Source organism: Breznakia pachnodae, assembly GCF_030814225.1.
GTDB classification, from domain to species: Bacteria; Bacillota_I; Bacilli_A; order Erysipelotrichales; family Erysipelotrichaceae; genus Breznakia; species Breznakia pachnodae.
In genome coordinates this window covers 169,979-187,659 of record NZ_JAUSUR010000002.1, presented here as the reverse complement: position 1 = coordinate 187,659, position 17,681 = coordinate 169,979, and the positions used below count along the sequence as shown (strand labels likewise).

Sequence of the window (17,681 nt, the reverse complement as noted above, 5' to 3'; positions counted from 1 at the left end):
ATGAGATTAGGAATGGTTGGAATTATAGTGGAAGATATGAAAAAGGCAATTGCCTTTTATGAGTGTATTGGATTTCATTTAAATGGTGATTATGATGATAATTATGTAGAGATTAATAATTCATCATTACGTATTTCTTTAAACAGTAAAGAAATGGTAACAGGTATGTATGGCTTTACTCCAGAAAGTAGTGGAGATAAAGTAGAGCTAGCATTTGAATGTGAATCAAATGAAGAGTTAGATAATGTATGTAAATGGGTAAATGAACAAGGTTATACAGTTTATAAAGAACCATGGGATGCATTTTGGGGACAGTATTATGCAATTGTGAAAGATCCAGATGGGAATTTATTAAGTTTATATTGCAATAAATAAAGGAGTATTTATGAAGGATATCAAGAAAAGAACAAAGAGTTTCATTGAACATGGAAATAAGTTGAAAGGTGCAGAAGTTTATTATCGTGATGATTGGGAGTGTTACTACTATTCATTAAATGGTAAATGTTTTGGAATGATGGGAGATGAAATCATTACTTTAAAAGGGAATCCTCAAGATAATGAAGCTATGCGTGAAATGTATAAGGATGTAATTCCTGGCTACTATGCTAATAAGGTTCACTGGAATTCAGTTTATCTGAATACGGAAGAACTCACAGATGAAGATATCTTTAAAATGATTGATATCTCTTATGAATTGGTCTTATCAAAAATGACCAAAAAAGAGCAAAAGGCTATATTAGAAAACTAACACCAAAATGATGCGGTGTTAGTTTTTTTTAATTATTATATTTTTTGCAGGGGATCCAATTTCACTGTCTTGATTCCCATATCTTCCATTGCCATCATTTCACCTTCATCAGCTAACTTGTCAGTGATGATATAGTCAAAGTTATGAATTTCTCCTGATACAAAACTATGCACATTTCCAATTTTAGTGTGATCAGCTAGGATGAAAGTTTCACCAATACAGCGATTGATCATTCCTTCATTGATTACAACTTCTTGTAAGATTGCAGTCGTCATTCCATCTTTAGCACTAATACCACTACATCCTAGAAAGCATTTATTTGCACTAATCCGGTTTAGGTTGTTTAATGCGAACTCTCCAACCATTGCTTCTTTTGGTGTTCTTAATTCTCCACCAGTTAAGAAAATAGAAATTCCTGGATCGTATTCCATCAAGATAGCTTTCCCATTGTTGGTAATAACCGTAACTCGTTTATTAATAATATATTTAAGAATTAATAATGCAGTTGAACTTGTATTGATAAAGATGGTATCTCCATCCTCTACAAAATTAGCTGCATATTTTGCGATTGCATGTTTGTATGGTTCATTTGATGAAGAGAAGTCTTCAATATCCACAAACTGCTGAATCAGTTTGGCCCCACCATAAAAGCGTTCTACTGCACCTTTTTCTTCCCAATACTGCAAGTCTCTGCGAATCGTAAGTGGAGATACCTGTAAGTCCTGTGCCAGGTCATCTACATTTACTTTTCCATTTTTTTGAATCTGTTGCATGATTCTATTTCTTCTTGCATCCACAACTGATTTATTCATTTTCATAATTAATTCACCCCAGTTCCTATAATTCTTTTATTTCCTTTAGTATAGCTGAATTTCCTTCAAGTTTCACTGCTTTTTGCGCTAATTTACCAAACGTCTTGGTATCTTTTATTTGTTTGCAAACTTTCATATACTCCAGATAATACAATGCTTGTTCGCGATGATTGAATGTATCTAAGTCACACTTCTGAAATGAAGATTTACTTTTCTTATAGTCACCAATCATTGAGTAGTAAGTTCCTGTGGCAAACTCCCAAGAATAAACAGAAGATACTTTTTTACGTTTAATTTTCAAATCTTTCATTTTGATAAATTCATTATAATACTTTTTTGCTTTGGTTTTATTCCCCATACGATAGAAAGAATAAAAACTAGTATAGTTATAAACTAGACAATAATCTAATGAAGATAAAAATAGTTTTTCATTTGATTGAAGTAAGTCTAAATTATCTTGTGGTTTATCAATATCACAATTATAAAGAGTTTCAAATGTCAGTAAGATCTCTTTATAAGAATGAAAGATATCCAAACGTTTGATTTTATTCATAATAGTCTCTACTTCATCTACCTGACATTTATATGCCAGAGTTAGAATTAAGTTACGCTGCAGGTGTTTCAGATATTCTCCCAGTAAGGTAACAGAAAGAAAGATAGCCGCAATTATTCCAATTAAAACTTTACCACCCATGCTTTCAGCGTTTACAATAATATTAATACTATAAAAGAAAAAGACAATGTATACCAGATAAGAAAGATAAGTTCTGGTCTTATCTGAGATTGTTGATTTAAATTTTAGAAACTTCATGATGATCACCTCTAATTGCATTATATGTTCGTTTTGAATGATTGTCAACGTAATAAACAAATAAATTTTATATTTTACGAACTGTATACGGTTACATAATCGTAAACGTTCATAAAAAAGATAAATAAATCATAAAATAGCATTGCGTTATGAATTTTTATTCATTACTATTTAGGTGTACAACAAAACCTAGGAAATTTGTATTGGAGGAGAAACAATGAGTCAGATAAATGATATAACACGAGAATCTTGGATTCTTGGCGCGTTTCCTGAATGGGGAACTTGGCTAAATGAAGAGATTGAAAACGAAGAAGTAAAACCAGGTACATTCGCAATGTGGTGGATAGGATGTACTGGAGTTTGGTTTAAGACCGAAAACAACACAAACCTAGCAATTGATTTATGGTTTGGTAATGGTAAACGAACACAAAAGACAAAAGAAATGGCACCATATCACCAAATGCGAAACATGACTGGTGGAAGAGCAACGCAACCAAATCTTAGAGCAGCACCAATTGTGTTTGATCCATTTGCGGTAAAAGAAGTTGATGCAGTATTATCAACGCATTACCACAATGACCATATTGATCCTTTCTTTGCAGCTTCTGTATTAAAGAATGTTGAAGGTAATGTTCCATTTATTGGACCACTTGAAAGTGTTAAGAAATGGTTGAGCTATGGAGTTCCAGAAGAGCGTTGTCAAATTGTAAAACCAGGAGATGTAGTAAAAGTAAAAGATATTGAAATCGTTGTATTAGAAAGTTTCGATCGTACTTGTCTAGTTACAGCAGATGAAGATATTCGTGGTGTCTTACCAGATGACATGGATGATAAAGCAGTTAACTACCTAATTAAAACACCAGCAGGTAATGTTTACCACAGTGGTGATTCACACTATAGTGTGTACTATGCAAAACATGGGAAAGATCATGATATCGATGTAGCATTTGGATCTTATGGGGAAAATCCAGTTGGAAATCAAGATAAAATGACTTCTATCGACATTCTAAGAATGGCAGAAGCATTACAAACCAAAGTTGTAATTCCAATTCACTATGATGTTTGGACCAACTTTAAAGCAGACCCTAAAGAAATTACAATGCTGTATGATTTCAAAAAAGATACATTAGATTATAAGTTCACACCATTCATCTGGGATGTAGGTGGAAAATATGTATGGCCAACTGATAAAGATAAGAGAATTTATCACTATCGCAGAGGATTCGAAGACTGTTTCACGGACGAACCAAACGTTCCGTTTACATCGATTCTATAATTTATGAAGATGTTAGATTACCTGTATGAAAATGATTTAGTTCGTTTCGAAACAGGTACAGAGGATTGGAAAGAAGCGATTAGTTTAAGTTGCCAGAATATGATTGAAAAAGAAATCATTACAGAAACATATGTAAAGGAAATCATTGAATGTGTGGAAACACATGGAGCATACATTGTATTGATTCCAGGTGTTGCAATGCCACATTCTACAGATAAAAGCGAAGGCGTTTTAGGGACTGGTATTGGATTTACAAAATTTGATCAGGATATTGAATTTGAAGTGGGGAATCCTGATAAGAGTGCGAAGTTATTCTTTACTTTAGCAGCAAAGAATCATGATGAACATTGCAATAATATTTCAAGATTGTCAAATATGCTTATGCATGAAGGAGTCGTAGAGGATTTGATGGAAATGAATTCCATGGAAGACTTTACTGCAATTAAAGAAAAATATAAGGACGTAGTCGAGGAGGAATAGAGATGGATTTTTTACTAGATATATGGGAGTTTTTTGCGACAAACGTATTGACGCAACCAGCATACTTTATTGGATTTATCGTATTATTAGGATATATGTTATTAAAGAAACCGTTATACCAAAGTTTCGCAGGATTCTTAAAAGCAACCGTAGGTTACTTTATTCTGTCGGTTGGTTCTGGAGGGTTAATCAACAACTTTAGACCAATTTTGGTAGGACTAAAAGAAAGATTTGATTTAAGTGCAACTGTAATTGACCCTTACTTTGGGCAAAATGCAATTACGGATGGAATAGAAGAAACATTTGGAAGAACATTTGGAGATGTAATGATTCTTCTACTAATTGCTTTTATTGCCAATCTGATTTTAGTTAGATTAAAGAAGTACACAAAAATGCGTTCTGTATTTACGACTGGTAATGTACAGGTACAACAGGCCGCAACAGCATTCTGGCTAATTCTATTCTGTTTCCCAGACTTGGGAAGAATTGAAATCTTAGCTGTTATGGGATTAGTATTAGGATTGTATTGGGCAGTTGGTTCCAACTTAACTGCCGATATCACCCAGGACTTAACTGGAGGGGCGGGATTTGCCGTAGCTCACCAACAGATGTTTGGGATTGCTTTAAGTTCATGGGTAGCTAGTAAATTAAAGTTTAAATCAAGTAAAAAAATAGAAGATATTAACCTACCAGGTTTCTTGTCAATCTTTAATGAAAATATGGTATCAACTTCAATTCTTATGTTACTGTTCTTTGGAATTATCTTATTAGTTCTTGGACAGCCATATCTGATTGAAGCAGGGTTTATGAGTGAAGGACAAAGTTTCTTCTTCTATATCCTAACGACATCATTGAACTTTGCAGTATATCTTGCTATCCTACAATTAGGAGTACGTACATTCGTTGATGAATTAACTGAATCATTCCATGGGATTTCAAATACATTATTACCAGGAGCAGTTCCAGGTATCGATGTATCAGCAACACTGGCGTTTGGATCACCAAATGCTGTAACTCTTGGATTCTTATTTGGAGCATTAGGACAGTTTTTAACAATTGGTCTATTGATTCTATTTAAATCACCAACCGTTATTATTGCAGGATTTATTCCAATGTTCTTTGACAATGCTGCAATCGCAGTATTTGCCAACAATAAAGGTGGAGTAAAAGCCGCATGTATCTTACCATTCTTCTCAGGAATCATTCAGGTAGCTGGTTCAGCACTGATTGCAACATGGGTGGGATTGGCTCAATATGGAGGATACTTAGGAATGTTTGACTGGGCTACAGTATGGCCAGTATTCACCGTAATTATGAAATACGCAGGTTATATTGGAATTGGTATCGTTGTAATTATTTTAATAGCGATTCCACAACTGCAATACCGTAAAAATAAAGATACTTACTTCTTAATTACAGAAGACTATGATGCTTACTTAGAAAAAGTTGGTAATTCTCAATAATTAAAATTTTAAGGAGGTAATTATGAGAGTTTTAATATCATGTGCAAATGGATCGGGAACAAGTTTGATGTTGAAAAAGAGTGTAGAAACTGGATTGAAAGATTTAGGATTTAACCTTACAAAGTCACATCACTGTTCAATTGCCGAAGGTAAATCATCTGCATCACAATATGATGTAGTATTTACACCGATGAACTTTGTAGACATGTTTACAGATGCAAAAGCAAAAGGAATCACTGTTATTGGTATCCGTAATGTAATGTCTCCAAAAGAAGTAAAAGAACGTGTCGAAGAGACAGATTTAGCACAACGTTTCAAGTAAACAGCTATCGGCTTCGCCGATAGTTGTTTTCTTAAAAATGGAGGAGAAAATGAAAATAACAAAAATACACTTGGACGACATGTATCGTTGTTACTGTGCAAGCAGTATTGAAGTGAACGATGAACTGAACTTGCTATTAGCGAGTGAGGAAGTGGATGGACCTTGTTATGCATACAGTGGAGAACGCTTTGAAAAGCGTGAAAGTGTTTGGGATCATGGTGGAGGAACAATGTCAATTATTCCGATTCCAAATAAAAAGAATGAGTTTCTGGCAGTACAAGACTTTTATCTAAAAGTATCACCGAGCAAAGCGAAAATTGTTTGGGGTAAGTATGGTGAAAATGGCTGGGAAATCAAAGATGTCTTATATCTTCCATATCTACATCGTTTTGATATTTATGATGTAAATGGAGTAAATTACTTTATTGCTGCTACCATAGCAACGGTAAAAGAAAATAAAGAAGACTGGAGATCACCAGGTAAAATATATATTGGAAAGATGAATGATAATTTAGAAGATGGAATTGAATTAACTGTTCTAAAAGATGGATTGTTTAGAAATCATGGATATTTTAGTCGAATTGAAAATGGACAATATATTGGTTACTTTGGAAGTGATCAAGGTATCCTGAAGGTTACACCTCCACAGAAAGAAGATGGTGAGTGGAAGAGTGAAACAATTATGGAAGGAACGATTAGTGAAATTGCTATTATGGATATTGATGGTGATGGTGAAGATGAAATCATGACCATTGAGCCATTCCATGGAAATCAAATATATATTTATAAGAAAGATGGAAATGAATATAAACGTGTATATGAATATCGCAATGAGATTGATTTTGCCCATACATTAGTCGCAACTACATTAAGAGGAGTTCCAACATTCCTAGCTGGAGTACGTAGAAATGACTGTGAATTATTTTATGTACAATATATTGATGGGAAGTTTGAAACAACCGTAATTGAACGTGGTTGTGGACCAGCCAATCTTGCAGTTGTTAATCAGAAAGATCAGGATCTGATTATTGCAGCGAATCATACATTAAATGAAGCAGCCGTATATATAGTGAAAGATTAGGAGGATTCTATGTTAGAAGAACTAAAAGAGAAAGTCCTACAAGCTAATTTGGATCTGCCAAAACATGGATTGATAACCTTCACTTGGGGAAATGTATCTGCAATTGACCGTGAAAAAGGTATTGTTGCAATCAAACCAAGTGGAGTTGAATATGATGGTATGACGAGTGATGATATTGTTTTATGTGACCTAGATGGGAATGTTGTAGAAGGTACATTAAATCCATCAAGTGATTTAATGACACATCTGGAGTTTTATAAAAACTTCCCTGATATTGGTGGAGTAGTACATACGCATTCCAGATGGGCAACTTCTTGGGCACAGGCAGGAATGGATTTACCTGCATTAGGAACAACACATGCTGATTATTTTCATGGTGCGATTCCATGTACAAGGAAAATGAATTACAAAGAGATTGTAGAAGACTATGAATTAGAAACTGGTAAAGTAATAGTTGAGACATTTCATGAAAGAGAGATTGATCCAAATGCAGTTCCTGGGGTATTGGTACATAGTCATGGACCTTTTGCCTGGGGAAAGAATGCAGCGGATGCAGTACACAATGCAGTGGTAATGGAAGAGTGTGCAATGATGGCATTTGTTTCATCACAACTGCACCAAGGAGTGATTGAAGAAATGCAGCCAGTATTATTAGATAAACATTTCTTAAGAAAACATGGAGCGAATGCTTATTATGGACAAAAGAAATAGTTATCAATTAGGTTTGTATGAAAAATCAATGCCAAATAGTTTAAGCATTCATGAGAAGCTTGCAGTTACCAAAGAATGTGGATTTGATTTTTTTGAGTTGAGTATTGATGAAAGTGATGAGAAATTATCCAGACTTGATATGAGAAAAGACGAACGTTTTGCGATTGTAAAAGCAATGTACGATACCGAAGTAAAAATTGGTTCTATATGTTTAAGTGGACATCGCAGATTTCCTTTGGGGCATCCAGAAACTGTTATGCAGAATCAATCACTGAACATTATGAAAAAAGCAATTCAGCTAGCTAGTGATTTAGGAATACCCATTATTCAATTAGCTGGATATGATGTATATTATGAAGAAGGAAATGATGAAACAAAACAATTGTTTGAAAAGAACTTAAAGAGTTGTGTACTGATGGCTGCAGCTAAAGGAATCTTATTAGGGTTTGAAACAATGGAAACATCGTTTATGGATACCGTAAGTAAGAGTATGGAATATGTAAACTTAATCAATAATCCATACCTAGGCGTTTACCCAGACATTGGTAATCTTAAAAATGCCAGTCTATTATATGGAACTAGTGTTAGTGAAGATTTAAAATTAGGAACTGGAAAGATTATCGCAACACATTTAAAAGAAACAATACCTAATCATTATCGTGAGATTCCTTTTGGAACTGGACATACCGAATATATAGAAAACCTAAAAGTATTAAAAGATATGAACGTTCAACGTTTCGTTGGTGAATTCTGGTATATAAATAATGAGGACTGGAAAACAGTGATTCAAGATGCATCTAAATTTTTAAGAAATCATCTGGATATGGTATTTTATGATGAATCTTGATGATTATAAACTAGTTGTATGTGATATGGATGGAACTTTGCTGAATGATGAAAAAGAATTAAGTAGTGAAGTATCTTGGATAAAGGAAAAACTAAGATCAAAAGGAATTGATTTCACTTTAGCTAGTGGAAGAAATATTCATATCTTAGAAAACTATATTCAACAGATTAAAATAGAAGTTCCAGTTATCTGCAATAATGGTGCAAATATTTTTTATCATAGTAAATGCCTACACCAGCAAAATATCAATATGGATGATTTAGAGAGCGCAACTAAAGTATTGGAAGAAAATAATATTGGGTATATTGCTTATGCAAATGATGAAGTCTTTGTGAGAAAGACAAATCCAATAATTCCTTTTATAAAGAGACTGGAAGGAAAGGTTGATATTACATATACAACAACGTTTGTCAGACCTAAGAAAGCAATACTTAAATTGGTTTGTATTGATGAAGATGATAATAAAATGAAAAGAATACAGAAGGAATTAGAATTTATCTGTAAGGAGTCAATTCTTCTAAAATCAGAAGGTTCTATTTATACTTTTTCTGATCGACTAGCTACAAAAGGCGAAGCAATTCATAGATTGTGTAACTATTTAAATATTAAGGAAGAACAAGTACTTGTATTTGGAGATAATTATAATGATATTAGTATGTTTGAAGTTGCAGGATATGGAGTAGCTGTAGCAAATGCTGAATCAGCATTGAAAGAAGTTGCCAAAGCCTTTTGTGGAAGTAATCGCAACAATGGAGTAATTGAATATTTAAAACAGTTTATATAAAAAGGCGATAGAGATTATGGAATTAGCCATATTCTATCGTTTTTTTTGATCGATATGAAAAAAACAATAAAAAGATGGAACTAAATTAAGATAAATTGCATCTTTAAATTAGAGGACGATAAATAGAGGGCATGCGGTTTATGAATGGATAAGAAAAGTTCAAACTGTAAATACGTTCTTATAAATGAGAAGTATTAAGTTACTTTAGAGGAGAGAGGGAATGAAGAAAAAGAGTATATTTTTAGCAATCTCAGCGATTGCACTTAGTTTAGTAGTTGGTATATTTCCAAACAATGTAGTTGCAGAGGAAGAAGAGGCGATTGTTGTAAATGATGAAAATTTTGATTCAACAATCAATAATCCAGCAGTAACTGCAATCAGTTGGGATAAATATCAGGAAGTAGGTCATGATATGGCCTTTACTTCAGCACAGTCAGGATTACTTGGTGATGGAAGTGATGAACATATTCAATTAATTGGAAATGAAGTTAAGTTTTTTGGTTACTATTCTAACCCATATCTAGATTTTTTATATTATACAGAAAGTGATGCTTCAGCGAAAGAATTTACATTTAGTATAAGCCAAGACCAAATGGATTGGCATACAATTAATAGTGTAGGATTCTTTGTGAACTGTGTAAAAAATACTGATGGGACATACAGTGGTTATTATTTCTCACTTGAAAGTTACCGAATTGCTTTAAGAAAAATGGATCATTTCGATTTAGAAGGAAATCATGTACTTGGCGGATCTAGTTTAATTTATTCTTGTCCAGTAGTTTATTCACAACCAATTCCAACAGGATCAAATGATACATATACAGTAAAGTTAAAATCTGAAGAAACTAAGTTTTCAGTTGAAGTAACAAGAACAGCGAGTGATTCTTCAGTTAGTATGATTAATTTTGATTTAGATCTTGCAACTGCAACTAGTGACCAAGTTCCAACAGGGTACACAGGTGGTAATGATTTTGGTATCTACAGTGCATATAATTCACACTATTGCTCATCATTATCTTATGCAACCTTCTCAGATATTACAATTCTTTCAAAAACAACACGTGAAGTAGGAGAAGTGAATGTTGAGTTCATTGATTATACAACTTTGGGTGATACCAATATGAGTGTAAAAGATACAATGACAGCAGATGGATATGAAGGTCAAAACTTCACAGTAAATCCACCAGCAACAATTGGTGATTATGTATACGTAGGAAGTAGTCTTGATGCAAATACTGGTACCTATACAACAAATCCTCAAAGTGTTCAATTATACTATGTACACCCAAAATATACAGTTGAACATGTAGATGAAAATGGGAAAGTTCTTTCAACAGAAACATTTGATAAAGGATTAGGTTTGCAAGAGTATAAAGCAAAAGCTAAATCATTTGATAGTTACAAGTTAAGTGGAGCTGAATCACAATCAGTAACTTTAACAAAAGATAACCCTGATCAAAAAATGATATTCGTGTATAAGAAACAAACAAAGGCAGCAACTAAAACATCAGCATCAGTTGCACCAGCAACAGGTGATTCAACAAATGTAGCTGCAATGATGTTATTAGGTGGTTTATCATTGTTGAGCATAGTTGTAATTAAAATAAAAAAACAAAGAGCATAATAAAAAAATAAAAAGTTGTAACGTATAGTATCATTGTAATGGTTAACTGTGCGTTACAACTTTCTTTCTATTGATTATTTTATGTGCTATTTCAGTGATTGCAATAATAAGTAATTGTAAATAACAAGGACTCATAAGAATTAAATAATTGTCTATAGAATTTACTTCTATAATGATTGGAATAATAATAAGAACTAAAATGATTAACACATCATAAACTCTACCATACGGTAAAGCATAAAATTTATATCGCAAACCAAGATATGTATAATGCTTTTTGCTTATAATCATTGATAAAGTAAGAATAGAAGCATAAACAAAGAAAAATATTAAATAGTCACTCATATGATTTCCTCTCCTGTTATCTATAGTTATTATATTTCAATTATGGGTGGTAATCAATGCATGGCAGATGTAGATTTTATATCTTCGAGTGATAGACGTAAATTGATTTTGAGGGTATACTTAAAGTACATAAGAAAATAAAGAGGATAGACATGACAAATTTTCAAGATTACAATTTCGATGAGGAAATATTAAAGGCACTGGATAAGTTGGGGTATCAGAAACCAACATCTGTACAGTCAGAGTTATTTCCTCTTTTATTTTCGCATCAGGATGCGATTGTAAAGTCAAAAACTGGAAGTGGAAAAACGGCTGCATTCGCAATCCCAATTATTCAGATGCTGGATTGGAGTGTGAGAACACCACAGGTATTGGTGTTAACGCCAACCAGAGAATTAGCATTACAGGTCCGTGAAGAGATGTTTCATATTGGAAGATATAAACGATTAAAGGTAGAACCAATCTATGGACAGGTTTCTTATAAAGCGCAAGAGAAACAATTACAGCAACGTACACACATTGTAGTTGGTACTCCTGGAAGAGTGCTGGATCACATTGAACAAGGTACTATTGATTTGAGTGAAATAGAATATGTGGTAATAGATGAAGCAGATGAAATGTTTGCAATTGGATTCGAAGAACAGGTAAATGATATTCTGGATTCGATTACTACACCATATGTGATGACGTTATTATCAGCAACCTTAAATCAGAACATTGAACAATTGTGTAAACGCTATATGGATAATCCAACCTATATTGAAGTTGAACAAGACTCGAGGCCGCAAATAGATGAATACTATATATATAGTGAAGATAAACAACCAAAAGTATTTGATATCTTAGTAAATGAAAATCCAAGCAGTTCTATTATCTTCTGTAATACGCAAGTAGAGGTAGATAATTTATATGATAAATTATCTAGTGAGAGTAAACTTGTTGGCAAACTGCATGGAGGAATGGAACAGAAGAAACGAATTCAGGCGATTAAAGAATTTAAACTAGGGTATATAAAATACCTGATTGCAACTGATGTTGCAGCCAGAGGAATTGATGTAGATGGTATTGAACTTATTGTTAATTATGATGTTCCTACTAGTAGTGAAATCTATGTGCATCGAATTGGTAGAACTGCTAGAATGGAAAAACAGGGAAAAGCAGTTACTATTGTGGATGAAGAAGGAAAACGATTCTTTAACCAGATTAAAGATAGTGGAAGAGATTTGAATGAGTACACGCTACCTGATGATGAAATTTTAAAAGAAAAAGAAGTGTTGTTTGCTGATGCATCTTCTTCAAGAACAATCAAAGCAGAAAAGAACTTGTTGTTTGAAGATGAAATTATGAAGTTGCATATCAATGCAGGTAAGAAAGCAAAGATACGACCAATGGATATTGTTGGTGCGATTTGTTCAATTGAAGGAATTACTAGTGATGATATTGGAATTATTGAAGTAATTGATGTTGCAACATTTGTAGAAATCCTGAATCAGAAAGGAAACTTGGTTTTAGATGCTCTACAAAATATGAAAATTAAAGGCAAAATTCGTAAAGTTAGTAGAGCGAATATGACAATTTACGAGAAGGATTATAAAAAACAAGAAAATTCGTAAGAAAGAGATGAATATTTCTTGAAAATTTGGTACTATATTGGGGTGTAAGGAGTTAACTATGGACTATACAGACAAAATGTTAAAGTACAAAGAGAATTGCATTAAAAAGAATGAAGAATTATTACGTAATGGAGTGTTCGTCATGGATACAGGAAATGTATACATTGATGAAGATGTAGAAATTGGAGAAGATAGTGTTATTTATCCAAATGTACATATTCTAAAAGGTAGTAAAATTGGAAAGAATGTAACTATTCTGCCAAACTCATTTATCTCTAATTCAATAATTGGAGATGGAACAACGATTGATTCAAGTAAGATTACAGACAGTGAAGTTGGAGAAAACAGTGTTGTTGGACCAATGTCGCATTTACGTAATCATACAAAAATCATAGGTGATGCACGTATTGGAAACTTTGTTGAGTTCAAAAACTCAAGCTTCGGGAGAGGAAGCAAGTGTGCACATTTAACATATATTGGAGACAGTGACGTGGGTGAGAAGGTCAACTTCGGATGTGGTGTTGTTACCGTTAATTATGATGGAAAAAACAAATTCAGAACAACAATTGGTGATGGCGCATTCATTGGAAGCAATGTCAATCTTATCGCACCAGTGAAAGTTGGAAAAAATGCACTATTAGCTGCAGGTAGTACAATCGATCACGATGTTGCAGATGGTGATATGGGAATTGCCAGATCACGTCAGGAAAATAAAGCCGGCTTTGGAGATAAATACAAGAACAAATAAGAGGAGAAACAAGACAAAATGGACAAGAATAGAGCAATCGTGTTTTCATTAACTTCAAGCGTTGAATTAGCGAAAGAAATTTGTAAACATGCAGGTTTACCATTAGGAAAGTGTGACGTAACACATTTTGCTGATGGAGAGATTATGGTACAGTTACAAGAAACTGTTCGTGGAAAAGATGTATTTCTAGTTCAATCAACTAGTGCACCTGTTTCAAGTAACCTTATGGAGATCTTAATTGCAATTGATGCATGTAAAAGAGCAAGTGCAAAAAGCATCAGTGTAATTATGCCATACTTTGGATATGCGCGTCAGGATCGTAAAGCGAAACCACGTCAGCCGATTACAGCAAAACTTGTAGCAGATTTATTACAGGCAGCTGGAGCAACTCGTGTAATTACGATGGAGTTGCATGCAAGTCAGATTCAGGGATTCTTCAATATTCCTGCTGATGATATTAGCGCAATGTGTCTTATTGGTAATTATTTCTTGGAAAAGAAAATGGGGAAAGACATCGTTGTGGTATCACCAGACCATGGTGGAACAACCAGAGCTCGCAAACTAGCCAAAGCACTAGATTGTCCATTAGCTATTATAGATAAACGTCGTCCAAAACCAAATGTAGCAGAAGCTATGAATTTGATTGGAGATGTTAAAGGAAAGAAAGCAATCGTTATTGATGATATTGTAGATACTGCAGGAACATTGATGGCGGGAATTGATATGTTGTATAAGAAAGGTGCTACTGAAGTATACACAGCATGTGTACATGGAGTATTATCTGGACCAGCAGTAGAAAGAATCAACAACTCTCGCATTGTTGAGTTCGTTTGTACAAATACAATTGATCAAAGCGATAAATTAGATGACTTAAAGAAGATGAGAGTAATCAGTGTAGCGGAAGTACTTGCATCTACGATTGAAAGAATCGAAGATGGTAAGTCAGTAAGTGAAATGCTACAAAAGTTTAGTTACACAGCATCGGAATCATAAAACACAAAGGTAGAAATCCACTGATTTCTACCTTTTAAAATATCTTCATAAATGTATAAACTAAAACAAATGCTACAACAGCGGAACCAACAGCAAATAGAATTCGTTCTATAATGATTTTTTTTCTGGACTTTGTTTTATTTGGATTTGGTAAAGCACCAGTTTCTATATAATTTAATATTTCTTCATATGTCTGAATGTTCTTTTCCTTCTTTAGTTTTTCTAAACGCAAACTGATAATCAGCATACTAATCATAAAGAATAGTGGAATCAAAAAATATAGAGTTCCAAAGTTCGCCCCAATTGGCATTGTAACTACCATCATGCAAAAACAAGTAAGCATTAAATATGATAGACGATTCATTTTTCTTATTTCTAGTTTTTCTTTCATCATTGTTATATCTCCTTTAACTAGTTCATCTAAAGAAACCTCATAAAACTCGCTCAGTAAGATTAAACTGTGAATGTCAGGATAACTTCGATTATTCTCCCAACTGGAAATGGTCTGTCTTGATACATGGATGATATCAGCAAGTTCATCTTGTGATATCTGTCTACTACTTCGAAATGTCTTTAACTGATTTGCGATATTCATAAGTTCTCCTTTGTATTTCAACTATAACAATCAATGAAATAAAGCACTATCAAAATGTCTTTACATTGCCTAAAACAGGTACTTTGTTTCATCTATAAGTATAGCATTCTTTTTGCTTATGATATAAATAAGCAGTAATTTAAGTTTTATTAATTTCTTAGAATGGTATAATAAACATATATCAAGGAGGTCCATCATGAGCAAAAAAGTGGTTATTACGATTTCAAGAGAATATGGGAGTGGTGGAAAAGAAGTGGCAAAACTCCTGTCACAAAAACTAAACATTCCATACTATGATAAAGAATTACTCTTGCAGATCAACGAGCAAAGTGGAATTGATAAAGAATTATATGATCAGATATATGATCAGGTGAGTAAGAAAGAATATTATCTTAGTATTCCAACAACAAAGTTTATCGGGCCAAGTTCTGTCTTGGGTGAACTATCAATGCATGAAAAGATTTATCAGGTACAAAAAGAGGTGATTGAAAATGTTGCGAAGGATTCTTGTGTTATCTTAGGTAGATGTTCGGACTACATCTTAAGAGATAACTCAGATGCAGTAATGGTATATATTAGTGCAAATCCTGAAGATAAAAAGAAAAGAGCAATTGAAGATTACCATGAAGAAGCTGAAGGGATTGAAAAAACTTTGGCGGATATGGACAAACGTAGGGCAAATTATTATAATTATTTCAGTAATCAAATTTGGGGTAAGATAGGAAATTATGATTTAGTAGTGAACACATCGAAGGTAGGCCTTGAGCATGCTGCAGATGTTATTGTTGCATATATTCGAGGGAGACAGTAGAAAAAAATGAAACACAGCACACGAAAGACATTAATTCTTATACTATTTTCTATAGTTGTAATTGTTGCAATCTTTGCAGTTTATACAGTTGTAACAAACCGACATGGAAAAGTAATTCATGTTACCATCATTGATGATAAAGATGATGTTGTATATGATGAAGATATAGAAACAACACAAACAGAATTAGATGAACTACTTACAGAACTGAATGACCAAAACGAAATTAAGTTTGAATCAGGAAGTAATGAGGGAGAAGTAAGAATCGTTGGTCTTGGAGAAGATACATTAATCGTCGAAGATCAGGAAGAGAATCTATACTGGAATTATTATTCAGAAAATAATGTTCAGTGTCTTGAGAACAATGGGTGCGATACAATTGATAAATTAGTAATTGAAGATGGAGATGATTTTATTTTCCGTCTTGAAGAAATAAAATAGAAATACATCAAAGGTTGCTGACAAACTATGTTGGGAGCCTTTTTTAGTAACAATAATCACAACTTAGAATTTAATAATAAAATTGCATATTGCACGATAAAATAATCATGCTATAATAAAAGTGACAATAAGGATTGTTACTTTATATGAAAAGGCGAAACCTAGGTCGACTATTGTTTGTTGTGCACACATAGTAGAGAACAGGTTTTTTTTGTACGTAATCTCTTGAAAAATTATTGGTTTGTGAGGTGATTTTTTGAAAAAGCTAGTTATTATGAGAATCTACAATAATAATGTAATTCAGGCCAAAGATGAGAATGATATCGATAAAATATTAATAGGGAAAGGACTTGGGTTTAATAAGAAAATTGGAGAGATTATTGACGAAGAAACGGCGACACAAATCTTTATAGAAAAAGAATCGAATGATTTAATGAATTTAATCAATAATATTTCACCAGATATTTTTGAATTATCTAGTGAAATAATTGAGTATGCTCAATCACTTCTGAAAACGAAATTTCATAATAATATTTATCTTACTTTGACGGATCATTTGAACTTTGCCATTGAGAGACAAAAAGATGGGATTAAATTCAAAAACATGATGCTTTGGGATTTGAAAAGATTTTATCCAGAAGAATATGCAGTTGCATTGGCATCATTGAATATGGTTGAGTTAAAAACGGGTATTCACTTCCCAGAAGATGAAGCAGGATATATTGTTTTTCACTTTGTGAATGCAATGTATGGAGATGATACACATTTGAGTCAGCAGATTACAAAATTGATTCAGGAAATAGTTCAAATTATAAGAATTCATCTAGCTATAATTTTGGATGAAGGAACTATGAATTATTCAAGATTAATCACTCATTTAAAATATTTTGCTTATCGAATTTTAAGGGGAGAACGACTTGAAGAAGATGATGACTTACTAAGGAATATTAAAATAAATTATGTTGAAGCATATAACTGTTCAATTAAAATCAAACAGTTTATTGAAAAAAAGTATAATGTGGATATACAAGATAATGAATTGTTATATCTCACAATTCATATTCAGAGAATATTAAGAGATGAAAAGAAAGACAGGATTGTTACTGAAAAGGCATAACCTGAATGATTACATTTTTTGTGATTGTTTGGGTTTTTATTTATTTAAGGAGAAAACAT

The 17,681-nt window shown here is 33.0% G+C and carries 21 protein-coding genes; 17 read left to right on the top strand and 4 right to left on the bottom strand.

The window, feature by feature from the left end; translation table 11 throughout:
* On the top strand, positions 1-375 hold the full coding sequence (locus J2S15_RS07000) for a VOC family protein (RefSeq protein ID WP_307406770.1): 375 nt from the start codon (positions 1-3) through the stop codon (positions 373-375).
* 10 nt (positions 376-385) lie between these two features.
* The gene (locus J2S15_RS06995; RefSeq protein ID WP_307406768.1) at positions 386-748 is read left to right on the top strand and encodes an MmcQ/YjbR family DNA-binding protein; all 363 of its coding nucleotides are present in this window, start codon (positions 386-388) and stop codon (positions 746-748) included.
* 35 nt (positions 749-783) lie between these two features.
* Here J2S15_RS06995 and J2S15_RS06990 read toward each other — a convergent pair whose 3' ends face one another.
* Both J2S15_RS06990 and J2S15_RS06985 read right to left on the bottom strand, forming a co-directional pair.
* Positions 784-1,566: a DeoR/GlpR family DNA-binding transcription regulator gene (locus J2S15_RS06990; protein WP_307406766.1), complete on the bottom strand. Its 783-nt coding sequence runs from the start codon at positions 1,564-1,566 to the stop codon at positions 784-786.
* Between the two features lie 19 nt (positions 1,567-1,585).
* Complete coding sequence (locus J2S15_RS06985; RefSeq protein WP_307406765.1) at positions 1,586-2,371, bottom strand: hypothetical protein; 786 nt, start codon at positions 2,369-2,371, stop codon at positions 1,586-1,588.
* Between the two features lie 217 nt (positions 2,372-2,588).
* Here J2S15_RS06985 and ulaG point away from each other — a divergent pair, with 217 nt between their 5' ends.
* The 9 genes from ulaG (at position 2,589) to J2S15_RS06940 (ending at position 10,959) form a co-directional block, all read left to right on the top strand.
* Positions 2,589-3,647, top strand: a complete 1,059-nt coding sequence (gene ulaG / locus J2S15_RS06980) for an L-ascorbate 6-phosphate lactonase (protein WP_307406763.1) — start codon at positions 2,589-2,591, stop codon at positions 3,645-3,647.
* Positions 3,648-3,650: 3 nt separating this feature from the next.
* On the top strand, positions 3,651-4,127 hold the full coding sequence (locus J2S15_RS06975) for a PTS sugar transporter subunit IIA (protein WP_307406761.1): 477 nt from the start codon (positions 3,651-3,653) through the stop codon (positions 4,125-4,127).
* A 2-nt stretch (positions 4,128-4,129) separates the two neighbouring features.
* A complete protein-coding gene (gene ulaA, locus J2S15_RS06970) occupies positions 4,130-5,590 on the top strand; it encodes a PTS ascorbate transporter subunit IIC (RefSeq protein WP_307406759.1) in 1,461 nt (486 codons plus the stop codon).
* Positions 5,591-5,612: 22 nt separating this feature from the next.
* Entirely contained in the window at positions 5,613-5,912 is a 300-nt protein-coding gene (locus J2S15_RS06965; protein ID WP_307406757.1) for a PTS sugar transporter subunit IIB, read from the top strand.
* 49 nt (positions 5,913-5,961) lie between these two features.
* Positions 5,962-6,993 (top strand): hypothetical protein, encoded by a 1,032-nt coding sequence (locus J2S15_RS06960; RefSeq protein WP_307406755.1) that lies wholly within the window; start codon positions 5,962-5,964, stop codon positions 6,991-6,993.
* A gap of 9 nt (positions 6,994-7,002) precedes the next feature.
* The gene (gene araD, locus J2S15_RS06955) at positions 7,003-7,704 is read left to right on the top strand and encodes an L-ribulose-5-phosphate 4-epimerase (protein WP_307406753.1); all 702 of its coding nucleotides are present in this window, start codon (positions 7,003-7,005) and stop codon (positions 7,702-7,704) included.
* Positions 7,688-8,551 (top strand): L-ribulose-5-phosphate 3-epimerase, encoded by an 864-nt coding sequence (locus tag J2S15_RS06950; protein ID WP_307406751.1) that lies wholly within the window; start codon positions 7,688-7,690, stop codon positions 8,549-8,551. The genes araD and J2S15_RS06950 overlap by 17 nt, the downstream gene beginning before the upstream one ends.
* Positions 8,538-9,335 (top strand): HAD family hydrolase, encoded by a 798-nt coding sequence (locus J2S15_RS06945; RefSeq protein WP_307406750.1) that lies wholly within the window; start codon positions 8,538-8,540, stop codon positions 9,333-9,335. Before J2S15_RS06950 ends, J2S15_RS06945 begins: the two co-directional genes overlap by 14 nt.
* Positions 9,336-9,555: 220 nt before the next feature.
* On the top strand, positions 9,556-10,959 hold the full coding sequence (locus tag J2S15_RS06940) for a MucBP domain-containing protein (protein WP_307406748.1): 1,404 nt from the start codon (positions 9,556-9,558) through the stop codon (positions 10,957-10,959).
* 42 nt (positions 10,960-11,001) lie between these two features.
* Here J2S15_RS06940 and J2S15_RS06935 read toward each other — a convergent pair whose 3' ends face one another.
* The gene (locus J2S15_RS06935) at positions 11,002-11,304 is read right to left on the bottom strand and encodes a hypothetical protein (protein ID WP_307406746.1); all 303 of its coding nucleotides are present in this window, start codon (positions 11,302-11,304) and stop codon (positions 11,002-11,004) included.
* Between the two features lie 152 nt (positions 11,305-11,456).
* Here J2S15_RS06935 and J2S15_RS06930 point away from each other — a divergent pair, with 152 nt between their 5' ends.
* Genes J2S15_RS06930 through J2S15_RS06920 form a run of 3 tightly spaced genes read left to right on the top strand, consistent with a single transcriptional unit; the run spans position 11,457 to position 14,658 of the window.
* Positions 11,457-12,917 (top strand): DEAD/DEAH box helicase, encoded by a 1,461-nt coding sequence (locus J2S15_RS06930; RefSeq protein ID WP_307406745.1) that lies wholly within the window; start codon positions 11,457-11,459, stop codon positions 12,915-12,917.
* A 58-nt stretch (positions 12,918-12,975) separates the two neighbouring features.
* A complete protein-coding gene (locus tag J2S15_RS06925) occupies positions 12,976-13,665 on the top strand; it encodes a DapH/DapD/GlmU-related protein (RefSeq protein ID WP_307406743.1) in 690 nt (229 codons plus the stop codon).
* Positions 13,666-13,683: 18 nt separating this feature from the next.
* Positions 13,684-14,658, top strand: coding sequence for a ribose-phosphate pyrophosphokinase (locus J2S15_RS06920; RefSeq protein ID WP_307406741.1), 975 nt, complete (start codon positions 13,684-13,686; stop codon positions 14,656-14,658).
* Between the two features lie 34 nt (positions 14,659-14,692).
* On the opposite strand, the gene J2S15_RS06915 is transcribed toward J2S15_RS06920, so the two are convergent.
* Positions 14,693-15,253, bottom strand: coding sequence for a helix-turn-helix domain-containing protein (locus J2S15_RS06915; RefSeq protein WP_307406739.1), 561 nt, complete (start codon positions 15,251-15,253; stop codon positions 14,693-14,695).
* A gap of 196 nt (positions 15,254-15,449) precedes the next feature.
* Here J2S15_RS06915 and J2S15_RS06910 point away from each other — a divergent pair, with 196 nt between their 5' ends.
* From J2S15_RS06910 to licT, 3 genes are all read left to right on the top strand, one after another.
* Positions 15,450-16,064 carry a cytidylate kinase-like family protein gene (locus J2S15_RS06910; RefSeq protein ID WP_307406737.1) on the top strand — a complete coding sequence of 205 codons (615 nt, stop codon included), beginning with the start codon at positions 15,450-15,452 and terminating at the stop codon, positions 16,062-16,064.
* Between the two features lie 6 nt (positions 16,065-16,070).
* Positions 16,071-16,505: a hypothetical protein gene (locus tag J2S15_RS06905; protein ID WP_307406735.1), complete on the top strand. Its 435-nt coding sequence runs from the start codon at positions 16,071-16,073 to the stop codon at positions 16,503-16,505.
* A 256-nt stretch (positions 16,506-16,761) separates the two neighbouring features.
* Positions 16,762-17,622, top strand: coding sequence for a BglG family transcription antiterminator LicT (gene licT / locus J2S15_RS06900; RefSeq protein ID WP_307406733.1), 861 nt, complete (start codon positions 16,762-16,764; stop codon positions 17,620-17,622).
* Positions 17,623-17,681 lie beyond the last annotated feature (59 nt).